The sequence below is a fragment of the Micromonospora sp. WMMD956 genome (genome assembly GCF_029626125.1).
Taxonomy (GTDB): Bacteria; Actinomycetota; Actinomycetes; order Mycobacteriales; family Micromonosporaceae; genus Micromonospora; species Micromonospora carbonacea.
In genome coordinates, this window is record NZ_JARUBI010000005.1 from 4,904,302 (window position 1) to 4,920,289 (window position 15,988).

Here is a 15,988-nt window from a genome sequence, read left to right on the forward strand (position 1 = left end):
CCGACCCCCGCGTCCGACCGGCGGCGGCGTCGCGCGCCGGCCCGCGCCACGCCGCGGCGCGGCCGACTGGTGGTAACTTCGCCCGGCGGAGACGGAGGGGGAGGGGAGCGTGGCGGTGGCGGACTGGCTGGCGGCGCTGCACCGCCGCGCCGAGCTGCGGGCGAAGGCGGGGCTGACCCGCCGGCTGCGCCCCCGCGCCGCGGGCGACGCCGTGGTCGACCTGGCCGGCAACGACTACCTCGGCCTGGCCGCCCACCCCGAGGTCACGGCCGCGGCCGGGCGGGCCCTCTCGGCGTACGGGCTGGGCGCGACGGGTTCCCGGCTGGTGCGCGGCTCCACCGACGCCCACCACGGGCTGGAGGCGGCCCTCGCCGACTGGCTCGGCGTCGACGGCAGCCTCGTCTTCTCCTCCGGCTACCTGGCCAACCTCGGCGCGGTCCGGGCGCTGACGCGGCCGCGTACGCTGCTCGTCTCCGACGCCCACAACCACGCCTCGCTGATCGACGGCTGCCGCATCTCCGGCGCGGAGACCGTGGTGACCCCGCACGCCGACCCGGCGGCGGTGGCCGCCGCGCTGGCCGCCGCGCCGGGCCGGCCGGCGGTGGTGGTCACCGAGTCGGTCTTCTCCGTCGACGGCGACCTCGCGCCGCTGGCCGAGCTGCACGCGGTCGCCCGCCGGCACGGCGCGCTGCTGCTCGTCGACGACGCGCACGCGCTCGGCGTGCTGGGGCCCGCCGGCGCGGGCGGGGTGGCCGCCGCCGGGCTGGCCGGCGAGCCGGACGTGGTGGTCACCGCCACCCTCTCCAAGGCGCTCGGGGGCGCGGGGGGCGTGGTCGCCGGCCCGGCCGAGTTCGTCCGGCACCTGGTCGAGACGGGCCGGACCTTCATCTTCGACACCGCCCTGCCGCCCGCCGTCGCCGCCGGGGTGCGTGCCGCGCTCGACCTGGCCCGCGCCGGCGACGACCTGCGCGCCGAGCTGGCCGGGCGGACCGCGCTGGCCGTCCGCCGACTGCGCGCCGCCGGGCTGGAGGTCTCCGCGCCCGACGCCGCCGTGGTCTCGGTGACCGCGCCGGGCCCCGAGGCGGCGACGGCCTGGGCCGCCGACTGCGCCGACCGGGGGGTGGCCGTGGGCTGCTTCCGGCCGCCGTCGACGCCGGACAGCCGGTCCCGGCTGCGGCTGACCGTCAACGCCGGGGTCGGCCGGGCGGACTTCGAGCGGGCCCTCGACGTGATCGTGGAATGGGCGCCGTGACCGGCGGCGCGCGCGGGTGGACGGGCGGAGGTGACGCCGTGGGCGCGGCGTGGACCGGGCCGGTGCTGATCACCGGCACCGACACGGGGGTCGGCAAGACGGTGGTGACCGCGGCGGTGACCGCCGCCGCCCAGGCGGCCGGGCTGCGGGTCGCCGTGGTCAAGCCCGGCCAGACCGGCACGGCCACCGGCGACCCGGGCGACGTCGACACGGTGACCCGGCTGGCCGCCCCGCTCACCGGCCGCACCCTGGCCAGCTATCCCGACCCGCTGGCCCCGCTGGCGGCGGCCCGGGTGGCCCAGCTGGAGCCGTTGGAGCTGTACGCCGCCGTCGACGCGATCCGCGAGGAGGCCGACAAGCACGACCTCGTGCTGGTCGAGGGGGCCGGCGGGCTGCTCGTGCCGATGGGGCTGCGCCCCTCCGGCGAGGCGTGGACGCTGGCCGACCTGGCGGTGTCGCTCGGCGCGCCCGCCGTGGTGGTGGCCCGCGCCGGCCTGGGCACTCTCAACCACACCGCGCTCACCCTGGAGGCCCTCGACCGGCGCGCCGTGCCGGCCGGCGTGGTGATCGGCGCGTGGCCGGTGGAGCCGGAGCTGGTGCACTGGGCCAACCTGACCGAGCTGGTGCCGCACCTGATCGGCGCGCTGCCGGCGGGCGCCGGGGCGATGGACCCGGGGGTGTTCCGCCGGTCCGCGTCGGGCTGGCTCACCCCCGCCCTCTACGGGGTGCTCGACGACTGGCGATCCTGGGCCGAGGACGCCGGCTGACCGCCCTTCCTTACCGGGCGACCACGAAGGCGTCGGGCATCCGGAAGGTGAGGTTGTCCGGGCACCACGGCGGCCGGAGCACGCGTACGCCGTCGAGCAGCGGCGCGGCCTCGGCGACGACCACGGCGGCCTCCAGCCGGGCGAGCTGCGCGCCGACACAGCGGTGCGCGCCCGCCCCGAACGCGAGGTGCCGGCGTGAGCCGGGCTGCCCGGGGCGGAACTCGTCGGGGGCGGCCACGACCTGCGGGTCGCGGCCGGCGCGGGCCAGCCACAGCACGACGCTGGCGCCCGCCGCGACGGGCGTGCCGCCGAGCGTGGTGTCGGCGGCGGCGACGCGCCGCCAGGTGACGATCGGCGGTTCCAGCCGCAGCCCCTCCTCGACCACGTCGGCGACGTCGATCGTGCCGGCGCGCAGCCCGGCGCGTACGGCTGGCTCGGCGGTGAGCCGGTGCAGCAGCAGGGTGAGGAACTGCGAGGTGGTCTCCTGGCCGGCGACGAGCAGGAAGAACAGCGCGCCGACGACCACGTCGGGGGAGTGCCCGGCGGCGCGCAGCCGGGCCGCGAGCCCGCCGCCGGTGGCGGCGAACGCCCGCAGCACCCGGTGGAACCGGCCCACCTCGGCGGCGAGGGCGGCCTGCCGGTTGGCGTCGACCGGGGCCCAGAACAGCTCCAGGGCCGCGCGGGCGAACTCCTTCACCGCGCCGACCGGCGCGTCGGGCAGCTCGACGAGCCGGGCCAGCACGAGCAGCGGCAGGTCCGCGGCCAGGCCGGCGTACAGATCGACGGGTACGCCCGCGTCCAGCTGCGCCCGCAGCCGGGCGACCCGGTCGCGGACGAGGTCGGTGAGCCAGGGCCGCTGGGCGGCGACCCGGGTCGGGTGCAGGGCATCGGCGACGATGCCCCGGATCTGCGGGTGGCTGGCCCCGCCGTTGTTGGCCAGGGTCGGCGGCAGCCGGAACCGGTGCCCGGCGAGCACCCGCAGGGCGGCCACCGGGATCGGGGTGACCGCGTCGAGGGCGTTGTCGGGCCGGAAGGTCACCGGGTCGGCGAGCACCCGCCGCACCAGCGCGTGCCGGGTCACCACCAGGTGCGCCGCGCCCACGTGGTCGGTCACGGTCGCGATGTCGGGCCACGGCCCGTCGACGGCATCGCCCCAACCCCGGAACAGCACCGGGTCAACCTAGCGGGCGGCCCCGGGCGGCGCGGGGTCCAGTTCCCACACGGTGGTGTGCTTCACCCGGACGCTCTCCAGGGCCTCGGGCACCGGCACGTCGTAGGCGGCCAGCTCGCGGAACCGCTCGCGGGGCAGGAACGCCCGGCCCGGGTCGCCGACCAGCACCCGCGCGCCGGAGCGGGCGGCCCGCAGCAGGAAGCGCAGCATCCGCCGGGCCATCGCCTCGCTGTAGAAGACGTCCCCGGCGAGCACCACCTCGGCGTCGCCGGCGTCGCCGTCGAGGACGTCGCCGAGCGCGGCGTCGACGCGTACCCCGTTGGCCTCGGCGTTGAGCGCGACGGCGGCCACGGCCCGCTCGTCGATCTCGGCGGCCCGCACGGCCGCCGCGCCCGCGCGGGCGGCGGCGACGGCGACCAGGCCGGAGCCGGAGGCGAGGTCGAGCACCCGGCGGCCGGCGACGACCTCGGGGTGGTCGGTGACGTAGCGGGCGAGCGCCTGCCCGCCGGCCCAGGCGAACGCCCAGAACGGCGGCGGCTGGGAGCTGCGGAACTCGCCCTCGGTGAGCTCCCACAGCCCGATCGGCTCGTCGGCCTGGTGCAGCCGGACCTCGGGGACGAAGGCCACCGGGGCGAGCCGCGCGTGCAGCCTCACGAAGGCCGCGGAGAGATCGGACACGCCACCGATTGTCCCTGCCCCGCGATCCCGGGCGTGTCGCGGGTGGGCGGTCACCGGTTCACCACCGTCGGTGAGATGACCCCCCGGGGTTCGCGGTCCGTGCGAACACGCCCGTCTACCCGGTTGTCCGGTTCGCCCATAGCGTTGCCGGATGGATGGATCCGACGGGAGGCGAGGGCGGTGGTGACGGTGGTGCGGTACGCGCTAAGGGTCGGGGTGGTGCTGGCCTGCCTGTCCGGAGCGGGGGTCGGCGTCGCCGCGCCGGCTCGGGCGGCGGCGGCCGGGTTCGCCACCGAGTTGAGCGGCCTGCCGACGGAGTTCACGGCGGGCGACGGGGTGCAGACGGTCTCGGCGGTGGTGTCGCGCCGCGACGGCGGCTGCGTGAAGGTCCGCTGGTCGATGGTGCTCACCGTGCAGGGGCTGCGGCTGGACCAGGTGAAGATGGACCGGATCGAGGAGACCGGGCTGTTTCCCCTGGAGATCCGCACGCAGGGCAGCACGGCCCGGCTGACCGACCGGCAGCTCGACCCGGGCACGCTCTGCCCAGGCCGCACGGTGACCGCCCGCTACCGGGTGGCCTTCGCCGAGGACGTCACCCGGGGGCGGGTGACGCTGGCCGCCGAGGCGTACGACGCGCAGTCGCGGCTGCTGGCCCGGCAGGCGGCGACCCGGGAGGTGATCGGGACGGAGGCCGAGGCGCCCCCGACCGCCGCGGCACCGACGGTTGAGCCGTCGGCGGACCCGACGGACGAGCCGCTGGAGCCGGCCGGGGTGGACGAGGAGGTCGAGCCGAGCGAGGAGGTGGTGGCCGAGGTGCCGCCGGCCGCGTCGGGCGGGCGTCCGGTGTCGTCGTCGGGCGGCTTCGGGGTGGTGCAGGCGGCGTTCCTGCTCGGCGCGCTGCTGTTGTCGCTCGGGGTGGGGCTGCTGCTGCGGCTGCGGCACCTCACGAAGGCGGCCGACGAGGGCGAGCCGGCCGTGGGGCTGGACTTCGAGCGGGCCGCCCCGCCGCAGCGGGGGTGGGGGCTGCTCCGCCGCTGACGCCGCACCGCCGCTGCGCTTTACAAAACTCCATCTCTTGTAAAACGCCGTGACGCGTGCCACAGTCAGGGCGTACCCGGGAGATCGGAGACCGGCGATGACCGCTGACGCGCCCGCGACCGCCCCGCCCGCCGCCTGGCGCGACCCGCGCCGGGCGCTCTGGCCGCTCGCCCTGCTGGTGCCGGCGCTGCCCTTCGCCTCCTGGCTGGCCTGGCGGGGCGGCGCCGGCTCGTGGGCGTGGTGGCTCGCCCCGGCGGTGGTCTTCGGGGTGATCCCGGTGGTCGACCTGCTCGTCGGCGACGACCGGCGCAACCCACCGGAGGAGGCGGTGCCGCGCCTGGCCCGCGACGGCTACTACCGCTGGCTGACCTACCTCTACCTGCCCGCCCAGTACGCCGGCCTGGTGCTCGGCTGCGCCGTGTGGGCCTCGGGCGGGCTGCGCCCGCTCGGCGCGGCCGGGCTGGTCGCCACGCTCGCCGTGGTCGACGGCATCGCCATCAACACGGCACACGAGCTGGGACACAAGCGGGAGCGGCTGGAACGCTGGCTGTCGAAGGTGGCCCTCGCCCCGACCGGTTACGGGCACTTCCACGTCGAGCACAACCGGGGCCACCACGTCCGGGTCGCCACCCCGGCCGACCCGGCCAGCTCCCGGCTCGGGGAGAGCTTCTACGCCTTCTGGCCGCGCACCGTCGTCGGCAGCCTGCGCTCGGCGTGGCGGCTGGAGGCCGGCCGGTTCCGCGTCCGGGGGCGCAGCCCGTGGACGTTCCGCAACGAGATCCTCACCGCCTGGGCGATGACGGTGGCGCTGTTCGCCGCCCTGGCCGTCGCGTACGGGCCGGGGGTGCTGCCGTTCCTGCTGCTCCAGGCCGTGTTCGGCTTCTCCCTGCTGGAGGTGGTCAACTACCTGGAGCACTACGGCCTGGCGCGGCGGCGCACCCCCGCCGGCCGGTACGAGAAGGTGGACGCCCGGCACAGCTGGAACAGCGACCGGACGGTCACCAACGTCTTCCTGTTCCAGCTCCAGCGGCACAGCGACCACCACGCCAACCCCCTGCGCCGCTATCAGACGCTGCGCAGCTTCGACTGCTCACCGCAACTGCCCGCCGGGTACGCCACGATGGTCGTGGCGGCCCTCGTGCCGCCCGTGTGGCGGCGGGTGATGGACCACCGGGTGCTCGCCCACTACGGCGGCGACCTGGAGGCGGCGAACGTCCACCCGCCGGCGCGGGCCCGGCTGCGCCGACTGGCCGGCTGACGGGGCCGGGCCGCTGGGGCGGGGCTGGCGGGCCGTGGGAAGAGCGGTCAGCTCACCGCGTCGGGCTGTGGCTCGGGCTGTGCGGCGCGGCGCGAGCGGTCCTGTGCCGGGGCGGACCAGTCGAGTTGGGCCGGCTCCAGGCCGAGCTCGCGGGCGGCGGTCAGGCGGATCCACTCGGCGAACTGGCGGCGCGAGATCACCCGTTCGTGCACGGCGAACTGCACGGCGAGGCCGTCCATCATGGCGTTGATCCGCCACGCCGCCCCCGCCGGGTCGGCGCACTCGAAGACCCCCTCGCGGACCCCGTCGGCGATCACCGCGGCGAGATCCTCCCGCCAGCGCAGGTCGAGCCGGCGGGAGACCTTCTCCAGCTCCGGGACGCGCAGCGACTCCGACCATCCGTCGATCCACATGGACCACGAGGTCGGCCGGCCGGTCGGCGCGTAGAGCTTGAGCATCCGGCGGAGCTTGACCAGGGGCGAGGCGGCGGACCGGACCACGGCGTCGAGCCGGGCGAGGTCCTGCTCCACCGCGTAGGCGAAGGCCTGGGAGAGGAGTCGCTCCTTGGTGGCGAAGTGGTAGAAGACCAGCGCCTGGCTGACCCCCGCGGCCTGCGCCACGTCGGCCGTGCGGGTGTTTGCCAAGCCCCGTTCCGCGATCACGTCACAGGCCGTGCGCAAGAGGGCATCCAGGCGGATCTCGGCGGCACGTCTCGTCACGTCGCTACCGTAACCTATCCGTTCGTGCACAAACAGTTACCGCTCCGGCGGATTCGGCCCCCCAGAGTCGGAAGTAAGACAATTTCCCCGTCATTGTCGGCCATGTCCCCCGTGTGGTGGGCAGTCCTGTCCAGTCTCCTAGGATGCCTACGCGGTGTGCCGGGGCCTGCGTCAGGGGGCGGATGGGGGCGCCGCGCGCCGGGGTCGCGCGGGCGTGGCGCCACGGAGCCCGGTCGGGGCCGGGGTCGGGCTGGGTTGGAGTCGGGCGGGGATGGGTCGGGGCCGCGCCGCCATGCCGGCGACATGGTGGTGTCGCGGGGTGGGGAAGGCCCCATGCCGGCGACGCGGTGCGGCGGGGCGGGGCAGGGCGGGCGGGGGCTGCGGCCTCGGCGGACGCGCCGGGCGGACCCCCGATTTGGCAACCGCTCGCGGGCTCGGCTAAAGTTCTCATCCGTCACCGGGAAACGCCGGGGGCGTGCGGACGTAGCGCAGCTGGTAGCGCATCACCTTGCCAAGGTGAGGGTCGCGGGTTCGAATCCCGTCGTCCGCTCGGATCTGCCGCCACGCATGTCGGGGGCAACCTCGGTGGAGTGGCCGAGAGGCGAGGCAACGGCCTGCAAAGCCGTGTACACGGGTTCAAATCCCGTCTCCACCTCGGCAGTTGACGAGGGCGATTGGCGCAGTGGGAGCGCGCTTCCTTGACACGGAAGAGGTCACTGGTTCAAACCCAGTATCGCCCACCACGGGTAACGGCCCGGCACCGCACAGGTGCCGGGCCGTTTCGCCATCGAGTCCGCCGCCCGGTTCGCCGTGCGGCAGCGTGCGCGGCCGAGGGGACGAGATCTCGGCGGGGTCGCCTACAGCGGCGGCGCGACGTCCCGACGCTCCTCGACGCGGCGGTACTCGACCGGCTCGGTGGTGGTGACCACCTCGCGACGGCGGCCCCACACCAGCGTGGTCATGACGAGGCCGAGCGCGCCGGCGGCCATCAGGATCCAGCCGACGACGTCCAGGTCGACGCCGCCGACGGTGGCGTCCATGGCGAACGTGAGGATCGCGCCGACCGCGATCAGGAAGATGCTCGTACCGATACCCACGACAGCCTCCTTCGGGGGATGCAGTGTGCTGTCGAGGTGGACAAGTACCCCGCCGGTGAACTGCGTAATCGGCGGCCCCCGCCGCGTACGCGAGGGGAGTTTGTTCGCGATCTTGCCGTCGGGTACAGTTCACCCCGTCGCCGGCGAACGCCTGCGGCACGCGGACGTAGCGCAGCTGGTAGCGCATCACCTTGCCAAGGTGAGGGTCGCGGGTTCGAATCCCGTCGTCCGCTCGCGATCCGCCCTCCGGGGCCGACCGCAACCGGGCCGGCATCTGCCGCGGGCCGGTGAGCGCGGGCGATTGGCGCAGTGGGAGCGCGCTTCCTTGACACGGAAGAGGTCACTGGTTCAAACCCAGTATCGCCCACCATCCACGTGTGCTGCGCAGTTGGTCCGTTGCCGGATGCCCGGCAACGGACCTTGGTGTTTTCTTGCTCCTCACGTCGCGGGCGGATGGGAGCACATGATCGTTCAGCTTCCCGCGGGGACCGGTCTGCGGTGTGGGTGGGGGCCGGGCGCCGGGGTCGCCAACCGTCCATGCATCGAACAAGCATCGACGCTGCTCAATGGACAGGCCGCTGACCTGCGGAAATTGTCGCCCCGTGGTTCGTGGGATTGGCATGGACCGTATTGTCGCAGAGAAATCCCATGCACGGACGTCAATAGATATCTCTTGCCATTCGCTCTACACCGGTGTAGGAAATGAAGTGCCGCTGGTGTGGATGTGGCCGTCGTGGCTGTCGGGAGCGTCTCGATAGTCGATCTCGATGGTGAGGCGCGTGCCTTCGCTGCGGCAGGCCTTGACGCTCTGAGAGGAGCAGCAACGCGATGTCACACAGCAGTGGCCCCCGAATGACCAGCCTTGTCGCAGCCGCCGCTTTGGTGGCGTCGGCAATCGCGGCCGCCCCGGCGGCTGCCGCGACCGACACATGGCATTCGCACGACGACGTCTACCACTACTTCAAGGTGCCGCAGTCGCAGGTCGGCAGCATCGTCGGCGGCACACCGGCGACGCTCGAACTGGAGGCGAACATCGGCCCGAGCGGCACCTGGTCGGCGCTCGCGCTCGACCCGAGTGGCTCGGACTACGCCGCGAACGTCGGTCCGCTGGAGCCCGGGCTGTACCACTACCAGTACACCGCGACCATGCCGGACAGGTCGAAGGTGTCCTTCCGTCAGCCTGGCAGCCCGGTGGCGGTGACGTCGAAGCCGAACTGGAACACCTTCTTCGTGCCGGGTGAGTCGGTCGAGTGGATGGACGACGTCGCCGCGGGCGGGACGGTGGAGGAACTGCCCTACCCGGGCGCGACGGCGGCGCAGCACCGCACCGCCCTGGTGTGGACGCCACCCGGCTACGACGCCGCCCGGGCCGAGGCGTACCCGGTCCTGTACCTGCTGAGCGGCGAGGGCCAGACCGCTCGTGAGTGGCTGGAACTCGGCCGGGCGAAGCAGATCCTCGACAACCTGGTCGCCGGCAGGGACGCCAAGCCGATGGTGGTCGTGATGGCCGACGCCGGTTCCGCCGACCCCCGCGCCGAGCTGCTCGACGCGATCGTCCCCGCCGCGCGGGCCGGCTACCACGTCTCGTCTCGGCCCCAGGGCCAGGCGCTGGCCGGGGTCGCCACGGGTGCCGAGCAGGCGATGAGCATCCTCCGCAGCGATCCCGGCGCATTCGCCTACGTCGGCTCCTTCTCCGGCTCCGTCGACGGCGCGATCACCAGGGCGGAGGCCAGAGCGATCAACGAGGGCACCGAGCTGCTCCGGGTGTACGTCGGCGACACGCTCGACCCGTCCTACAACGACAACTACGACCTGCTGGTGGACCTGAAGAGGTCCGGAGTGAAGTTCGAGTTCGACGGCGTCAACCCCGACGACGGCGCCACCTGGGACGCGTGGCGGGAGAACCTGCGAGACTTCGCCGCTCGGCTCTTCGGGCAGAAGGTCGTCTCCCACGGCGTCAGCAAGGGACACCGTGCGCTGACCCGGCCGTACGCGCCCCCTCCGGCCGGGTCGATCACGACCCCGCACATCGACCCGCACGGCATCGTCACGTTCGAGACCGGCACCCAGTGGGCCGGCGCCAGGGACGTCACGATCTGGGGCAACTGGGCCCCGAACGGCCAGTGGTTCCGGATCCCGATGGACAGGCAGCCCGACGGCCGCTGGCGCAGCACGATCGGGCCGCTCGACGGCTACTACTACTACCGGTACGTGGTCGACGGCGTCGACAAGAAGGACCCCGCCGACACCGTCAACACCCATGTGATGGAGTCGCAGCTCTTCGTGCCGGGCAGGTCCGACGCGATGCTGGCCGACGTCCCCGAAGGCAGGGGCGGCACGGTCTCGCTGATGACCTACGACGGCGGCCAGGGCGCGGAGCGCTACGCGTACGTCTGGACGCCGCCCGGCTACGATGCCGACCGCGCGGCGGCCTACCCGGTGCTGTACCTGTATCACGGCGGGGGCCAGAACTACGGCAGCTGGATCGAGACCGGGCGTGCCAGGCAGATCCTCGACAACAATTACCTCAACGGGACGATGACGCCGATGGTCGTGGTCATGCCCGACCAGAATGGCGTCGACTTCTGGACCGACCTCAGCCAGCACGTGATGCCGACCGCGGCGGAGAAGTACAACATCTCGACTGATTCGGATGAGCAGGCGCTCGCCGGTCTGTCGTGGGGGGCCATGAACACCCTCGGCACGTGGCTCAACCACCCGGGCGAGTTCGCCTACATCGGCGCCTTCTCCGGGGGCCTGCTCTCCTACCCCACCGTCGACGCCCGGGCGGTCAACGAAAGCACCAAGCTGGCAAGGCTGTACTCCGGCGACGTCGACTTCACGTACTCGTTCACGCAGGAGGCGATGAAGTGGCTGACCGCCCAGGGCATCGAATACGAGTACGCCGGCACCTGGGTCGGGCCGCATGGCTTCGACACCTGGATGGCGAATCTGATCGACTTCGTGCCGCGGCTCTTCGCGCCTGAGCTCAGGTTCGGCGGGGTGCGGCCACCGCTGGCCGGCGACGGCTCCGACGTCGTCGAGGCCGGACGCGCCGTGCCGGTCAAGTTCACCCTGACCGACGCGGCCGGCGAGGCGGTCACCGACGCGGAGCCGCGCATCTACCTCGTGAAGAAGACCGACGGCGTGGCCGGCCACCGGGTTCCGGCGACACCTGTCCGGGAGAGGGCGGACAACACCGCACGCTACAGCGCCGCGAGAGACCAGTACGTCTTCGACTGGGACACCACCGGGCTCGCCCGGGGCGCCTACGAGCTGCAGATCGACCTGGTCCGCGGCTCCGTGCACACCATCGCCCTGACCGTCGGCTGACCTCGCGTCACGCGGCCGGCCCGCCCCGGACCGGGCGGGTCGGTCGCTGCGTCCGGGGCCGTGAAGGGGGCAGACGGCCGACGATTCGAGGAGCGGCGGGAGGGGCTGTGGCACGCAAGACCAACGGGTCGGCGACGATGCGCGACGTCGCCCGGCTCGCCGGTGTGTCGATCAAGACGGTGTCCAACATCCTCAACGGCTATCAGTACGTGCGCCCGGAGACCCGCGAGCGGGTGGACGACGCGATCCGTGAGCTGGGCTACCACGTGAACGTGTCGGCGCGGAACCTGAGCCGAGGCCGGACGGGGGCGATCGCTCTGGTGCTGCCGGCGCTGCGCGGTGTCTACTTCGCCGAACTCGCGGACGCCGTCATGCGAGAGGCGTCCAGGCGGGGCCTGACCGTCTTCATCGAGCAGACCAACGCCGAGCGCGACCGCGAGTTGCGGGTCCTGGACGGCAGCTACCGGTCACGCTTCGACGGCGTGCTCTACTCCCCGCTCGCGCTGGGCCAGCACGACCTCCCGCTGTTCGACGTCGACTTCCCCCTCGTGCTCCTGGGGGAGCGGGTGTTCGATGGCGGCGTCGACCACGTCACGATGAGCAACGTCGAGGGAGCGCGTGCGGCGACCGAGCACGTCCTGGACCGCGGGGCGACCACGGTGGTTCCCCTGGGAGTCAAGGACGACCCGTCGCCGAGCAGCGGGACGCTGCGGTTCCAGGGCTTCCGGGACGCCCTCCGGTCGCGGGGGTTGGACGTCGACCCCCGCGCGGTCATCGGTGTGGCCGACTACTTCCACGCCACCGGAGCCGCGACGATCGCTCGTATCCTGGACAGCGGCGTCGAACCCGACGCGGTCGTGGCGTTCACCGACACACTCGCGCTGGGCGCGCTCGCCGCCCTTCAGGACCGCGGTCTACGGGTTCCCGAGGACGTCCTGTTGATCGGCTTCGACAACATCGACGAGGCGAACTACTCCCGTCCTCCGCTGAGCACCATCGATCCCGGACGCGACGCGATCGCACGCCGGGCGGTCGCGCTGTTAGAGGAGCGGATCCAGCTCCAGTTCGACGGCGTGCCGCGAGAGGAGCGGCCGGCGCCCCGGCGGATAGTCGTCGACTTCGCACTGATTCAGAGGCAGTCGACGCTGCGCTGAGGCCGTCCCGCCACGCTCCCTGCCGTGACGGTATGGGGCATCGACCCTGCGAAGTCATCGATAGATGCGATTTTTCGACATGAAGGGGAGGGGACCCTCGATGGTGAAGACCAGTTTCGCGCCCTCGCGTGCAAGGGTGCGCGGCAGAGGCGTCAGGAGTCCAGGACGCAGGTCCCTGGCGTTCGGGCTGGCGTGTGCGGTGGCGGCGAGCGGGCTCGCCGCGGTCACGCGGCCGGCTCCGGCCTCGGCCGAGGACACGCCGGCGTACCGGAACACCTCGCTGCCGTTCAGTGTCCGTGCGGCGGACCTGGTGTCGCGCATGACGCTGGAGGAGAAGTACGACCAGCTCATAGCGATGCAGCCGCATGCGACCTGGCGTCCGAAGCCGAAGGCGATCGACCGGCTCGGCGTGAAGTCGTACGGATACTGGGCAGAGGCGAACCACGGGATCTACTTCCCGACCGTCCCCGGCAACAGCAACTACACGCAGTACCCCCAGAGCACCTCGATCGCATCGACGTGGAATCCGGGCATCACCCGGGAGATCGCCGGCGGCATCGCCGACGAGGCCCGCGTGACCTACAACACGTCCTGCCCGCCGGGCGTGCCGGACCCCGACCCCGCCGGTGGCGCCTGTCACGGCCTCACCTACTGGTCGCCGAACCAGAACCTCAACCGCGACCCCCGGTGGGGACGGGCGGACGAGTCCTACACCGAGGATCCCTTCCTGGCGGGCCAGGTGGCCGGCGCCTTCGTGACCGGTCTACAGGGCGACACCGCGTCACGTCCCGACACGGTTCCCACCGGGGCGGCCGACTACATCCAGGCGGTCGCCACGCCCAAGCACTACCTGGCGAACAACTCCGAGGCGAACCGCGACTTCGGCACGTCGAACATCACCGAGCGTGCGATGCACGAGTATTTCCTGCCGCCCTTCGCGGCCTCGGCCGGCGAGGCGGGCGCGCGGTCGCTGATGGCCGCCTACAACGCCTTCTCCGTGGTGGAGGACTACACCACGGACTACCCGTCCGCATCGAGCTATCCCACCCTGTGGAGCCCCCGCGACGACGTCACACCCGGCGGCACGCCCGGGACGCCGGCCGCGGCGAGCCGGTACGCCATCGAGACCATGCTGCGCAGGTCGTACGGCTTCGACGGTTTCGTGGTCTCCGACTGCGATGCGATCACCCGCGTGCACGGAACCGGGACGTCAGGACACTCGTGGCACCCCGTCCAACTCGGCGGGCAGACGCAGATCAGCAAGACCCTCGGCAACGCCTGGGCGCTCAAGGCCGGCACCGATCTCGACTGCTCGGGCGGCGACTACCCGACGGCGAGCGGACTCCCGGCAGCTCAGAGCCAGGGCTTCGTCAGCGAGGCCGACGTCGACATCGCGCTCGTGCGCGCCTTCACCGCGCGGTTCCAGCTGGGCGAGTTCGATCCCGTCGCCTCGGTCCCGTGGAACAGCGATTCCTACTCGCTGTCGGAGGCCGGCGACCCCGATGTGAAGCTGGCCTCGCCGGCGCACCGTGCGGTCGCGCACGAGTCCGCCCTCGAGGCGCCCGTGCTGCTCAAGAACGCCGGCGGGGCGCTCCCGTTCGCGGGCGCGGCGTCCGGCAAGACGGTCGCCCTCGGGCACGTGGACACCCTCAACAACTTCCAGTCGGGCTCCTACTCCGGGCCCACGGCGGTCGACACCACCTTCGCCCAGGCGTTGGCCGAGCGGACGGGGTCGGCTCCCTCGGCCGTGACCGCGGGCTCCACCACGCCGTTCCTGTCCAGCCACCTTGCGGTGTTCCCCGACGTCCTCGACGCCGACGGCACCGCGATCACCACCTCCGTGTGCGCCAGCAGCCCCTGCGATCCCGTAGCGGACGCGGCGACCGCCGAATACCAGATCTCCCAGGCCGACAACGTCGTGGTCGTCGTCGGTCACCGGAACAACGACGGCGGAGAGGGCACGGACCGCTCGACGGTCGTCCTGCCGCGCATGCAGGCCGAGCTGATCCGGGACTCGATCGCCCCGCTCGCACAGAAGTACGGCAAGAAGATCGCGGTGTGGATCCAGGCCAAGACCATGGTCGACGTCAGCGCGTTCAAGGACCTGCCGAGCGTGGGGGCGATCGTCTGGTCGTCCTTCAACGGCATGTACCAGGGCAGGGCGATGGCCGAGTTGCTGTTCAACGACGCGGTGGCGCTGGAGGACGGGCGTACCGCGGTGGCCAACTTCTCCGGCAAGCTGCCGCTGACCTGGTACTCCGACGTCGACGCGCAACTCGGGCCGGCGGCCGCTCCGGACCGCGCGGTCGAGGACTACCGGATGACCAGGGCGGAAGGCGCCAGGTGCGGCCGGACCTACCTCTACTACCAGGTCGGTCCTGGTTGCGCGGCTCCCCACTACGTGTTCGGTCAGGGCCTGTCCTACTCGCCCTTCGGCTACGGCACCCCGAGGCTGTCGTCCTCGCGGATCACTCCCGACGAGTCGGTGACGGTCTCGGTGCCCGTGTCGAACCGGGCCGCCGATCGCCCGGGCAAGGCTGTCGTGGAGGTCTACGCCAGGGCCCCGCAGGGCGCCGACGGTAGCCAGCGCCCACTCAAGCAGCTGAAGGGTTTCGTCAAGAGCGACCTGATCGCTGCGAGGACCACGACGGTGAAGGTCACCATCGACGCCGGTGACCTGTGGTTCTGGGACGACGTGCAGCACAGGAAGGTGTTTCCCACGGGCGACTGGACCATCCTGGCCGGGCCGAGCTCGGCCGACGCCGACCTGAAGTCGGTGAAGCTGCGGGTGACCGGACGCCGGACGCCCGGCGTCGAGGTGGTCTCGGCCCAACCGGACGCCACCGAGTTGAGCCTGGACACCCCCGACAACCGGATCAACGCGCGACTGTCGGTCACCAGGCACGACATGACGTTCTGGGACCTGTCCGACCGGGCGCTCAAGGTGACGTACGCCTCCTCCGACCCGTCGGTCGCGGCGGTCGACGCCCGCGGCTCGGTCAGGCCGGTGTCCACCGGCGCCGCCCTGATCACGGCCAGGGCCACCGCCGACGGGGAGAGCAGGTCGACCACGTTCCCGGTCGTGGTGACCTCCGGCGCACCGGACGCCACCGGCTCGGCGTTCCCGAACGCCTACCTGTCGCGGGTCGACTTCGGCGACCGGGCGGTCAGGCTCGACCAGGCGTCCTCGGGGGCGCAGCTGTCCGCGCGGGTGTTCCCGGCGGACCCGACGGCGACGTACAGCTACCAGATCGCCCCGATGGACACCAACACCGCCGGTGCGAGCGTCACCCCGGCGGGAGTCCTGACCGCGGCGAGGACCGGGCACGTGCGGGTGACCGTCACGGCAACCGGTGCCGGCGTGCAGACGTCGGAGTCCGCCCTGATGACGATCACACCCGGGCGCCGGTGGGACACCACCGGGGTGGCCCCGGCCCCTACGAGTTGGAGATCGACCCGGGCGACGGCTCCGTTCACGCCGTCGCCCTGACCGTCGACCGACCTCGCGTCACGCGGCCGGC

The 15,988-nt window shown here is 72.9% G+C and carries 11 protein-coding genes, 5 tRNA genes and 1 pseudogene; 12 read left to right on the plus strand and 5 right to left on the minus strand.

Features of this window, described 5'->3' with window-relative positions:
* Positions 1–115 precede the first annotated feature (115 nt).
* Together O7628_RS22155 and bioD are read left to right on the plus strand one after the other, a co-directional pair.
* Positions 116–1,252: an 8-amino-7-oxononanoate synthase gene (locus O7628_RS22155; RefSeq protein WP_278136379.1), complete on the plus strand. Its 1,137-nt coding sequence runs from the start codon at positions 116–118 to the stop codon at positions 1,250–1,252.
* 62 nt (positions 1,253–1,314) lie between these two features.
* On the plus strand, positions 1,315–2,019 hold the full coding sequence (bioD, locus tag O7628_RS22160; protein WP_278136380.1) for a dethiobiotin synthase: 705 nt from the start codon (positions 1,315–1,317) through the stop codon (positions 2,017–2,019).
* Between the two features lie 10 nt (positions 2,020–2,029).
* Here bioD and O7628_RS22165 read toward each other — a convergent pair whose 3' ends face one another.
* The gene (locus tag O7628_RS22165; protein WP_278136381.1) at positions 2,030–3,142 is read right to left on the minus strand and encodes a cytochrome P450; all 1,113 of its coding nucleotides are present in this window, start codon (positions 3,140–3,142) and stop codon (positions 2,030–2,032) included.
* 57 nt (positions 3,143–3,199) lie between these two features.
* Entirely contained in the window at positions 3,200–3,868 is a 669-nt protein-coding gene (locus O7628_RS22170; protein WP_074479147.1) for a 50S ribosomal protein L11 methyltransferase, read from the minus strand.
* A gap of 192 nt (positions 3,869–4,060) precedes the next feature.
* On the opposite strand from O7628_RS22170, the gene O7628_RS22175 reads away from it, so the two are divergent.
* Positions 4,061–4,906 carry a hypothetical protein gene (locus O7628_RS22175; protein ID WP_278133307.1) on the plus strand — a complete coding sequence of 282 codons (846 nt, stop codon included), beginning with the start codon at positions 4,061–4,063 and terminating at the stop codon, positions 4,904–4,906.
* 97 nt (positions 4,907–5,003) lie between these two features.
* On the plus strand, positions 5,004–6,164 hold the full coding sequence (locus tag O7628_RS22180) for an alkane 1-monooxygenase (protein ID WP_278133309.1): 1,161 nt from the start codon (positions 5,004–5,006) through the stop codon (positions 6,162–6,164).
* 119 nt (positions 6,165–6,283) lie between these two features.
* Here O7628_RS22180 and O7628_RS22185 read toward each other — a convergent pair.
* Positions 6,284–6,883: pseudogene (locus O7628_RS22185) on the minus strand (TetR/AcrR family transcriptional regulator); the annotation flags it as partial.
* A gap of 477 nt (positions 6,884–7,360) precedes the next feature.
* Between O7628_RS22185 and O7628_RS22190 the strand changes: the two are divergent.
* The 3 genes from O7628_RS22190 (at position 7,361) to O7628_RS22200 (ending at position 7,626) form a co-directional block, all read left to right on the plus strand.
* Positions 7,361–7,433 (plus strand) — tRNA-Gly (locus O7628_RS22190).
* 34 nt (positions 7,434–7,467) lie between these two features.
* Positions 7,468–7,538: transfer RNA gene (locus O7628_RS22195), tRNA-Cys, on the plus strand.
* A gap of 13 nt (positions 7,539–7,551) precedes the next feature.
* Positions 7,552–7,626 (plus strand) — tRNA-Val (locus O7628_RS22200).
* A 114-nt stretch (positions 7,627–7,740) separates the two neighbouring features.
* On the opposite strand, the gene O7628_RS22205 is transcribed toward O7628_RS22200, so the two are convergent.
* Positions 7,741–7,980: a DUF6458 family protein gene (locus O7628_RS22205; protein WP_043962588.1), complete on the minus strand. Its 240-nt coding sequence runs from the start codon at positions 7,978–7,980 to the stop codon at positions 7,741–7,743.
* Positions 7,981–8,140: 160 nt separating this feature from the next.
* Between O7628_RS22205 and O7628_RS22210 the strand changes: the two genes are divergently transcribed.
* The 4 genes from O7628_RS22210 (at position 8,141) to O7628_RS22225 (ending at position 12,467) form a co-directional block, all read left to right on the plus strand.
* Positions 8,141–8,213, plus strand: a tRNA-Gly gene (locus tag O7628_RS22210).
* 62 nt (positions 8,214–8,275) lie between these two features.
* Positions 8,276–8,350, plus strand: a tRNA-Val gene (locus tag O7628_RS22215).
* 512 nt (positions 8,351–8,862) lie between these two features.
* Positions 8,863–11,313 carry an alpha/beta hydrolase-fold protein gene (locus tag O7628_RS22220; protein WP_278133311.1) on the plus strand — a complete coding sequence of 817 codons (2,451 nt, stop codon included), beginning with the start codon at positions 8,863–8,865 and terminating at the stop codon, positions 11,311–11,313.
* A gap of 137 nt (positions 11,314–11,450) precedes the next feature.
* On the plus strand, positions 11,451–12,467 hold the full coding sequence (locus O7628_RS22225; RefSeq protein WP_278133312.1) for a LacI family DNA-binding transcriptional regulator: 1,017 nt from the start codon (positions 11,451–11,453) through the stop codon (positions 12,465–12,467).
* A gap of 54 nt (positions 12,468–12,521) precedes the next feature.
* On the opposite strand, the gene O7628_RS22230 is transcribed toward O7628_RS22225, so the two are convergent.
* On the minus strand, positions 12,522–12,788 hold the full coding sequence (locus O7628_RS22230; RefSeq protein ID WP_278133314.1) for a hypothetical protein: 267 nt from the start codon (positions 12,786–12,788) through the stop codon (positions 12,522–12,524).
* Here O7628_RS22230 and O7628_RS22235 point away from each other — a divergent pair.
* On the plus strand, positions 12,787–15,957 hold the full coding sequence (locus O7628_RS22235; protein ID WP_278133317.1) for a glycoside hydrolase family 3 C-terminal domain-containing protein: 3,171 nt from the start codon (positions 12,787–12,789) through the stop codon (positions 15,955–15,957). The genes O7628_RS22230 and O7628_RS22235 overlap by 2 nt on opposite strands.
* Positions 15,958–15,988 lie beyond the last annotated feature (31 nt).

Excerpts from the sequence above, each read along its gene's own strand:
- O7628_RS22180 (WP_278133309.1), top strand. The coding sequence starts at position 5,004 with ATGACCGCTGACGCGCCCGCGACCGCCCCGCCCGCCGCCTGGCGCGAC.
- O7628_RS22225 (WP_278133312.1), top strand. The coding sequence starts at position 11,451 with ATGCGCGACGTCGCCCGGCTCGCCGGTGTGTCGATCAAGACGGTGTCC.
- O7628_RS22235 (WP_278133317.1), top strand. The coding sequence starts at position 12,787 with ATGACGCTGGAGGAGAAGTACGACCAGCTCATAGCGATGCAGCCGCAT.
- O7628_RS22230 (WP_278133314.1), bottom strand. The coding sequence starts at position 12,788 with ATGCGCGACACCAGGTCCGCCGCACGGACACTGAACGGCAGCGAGGTG.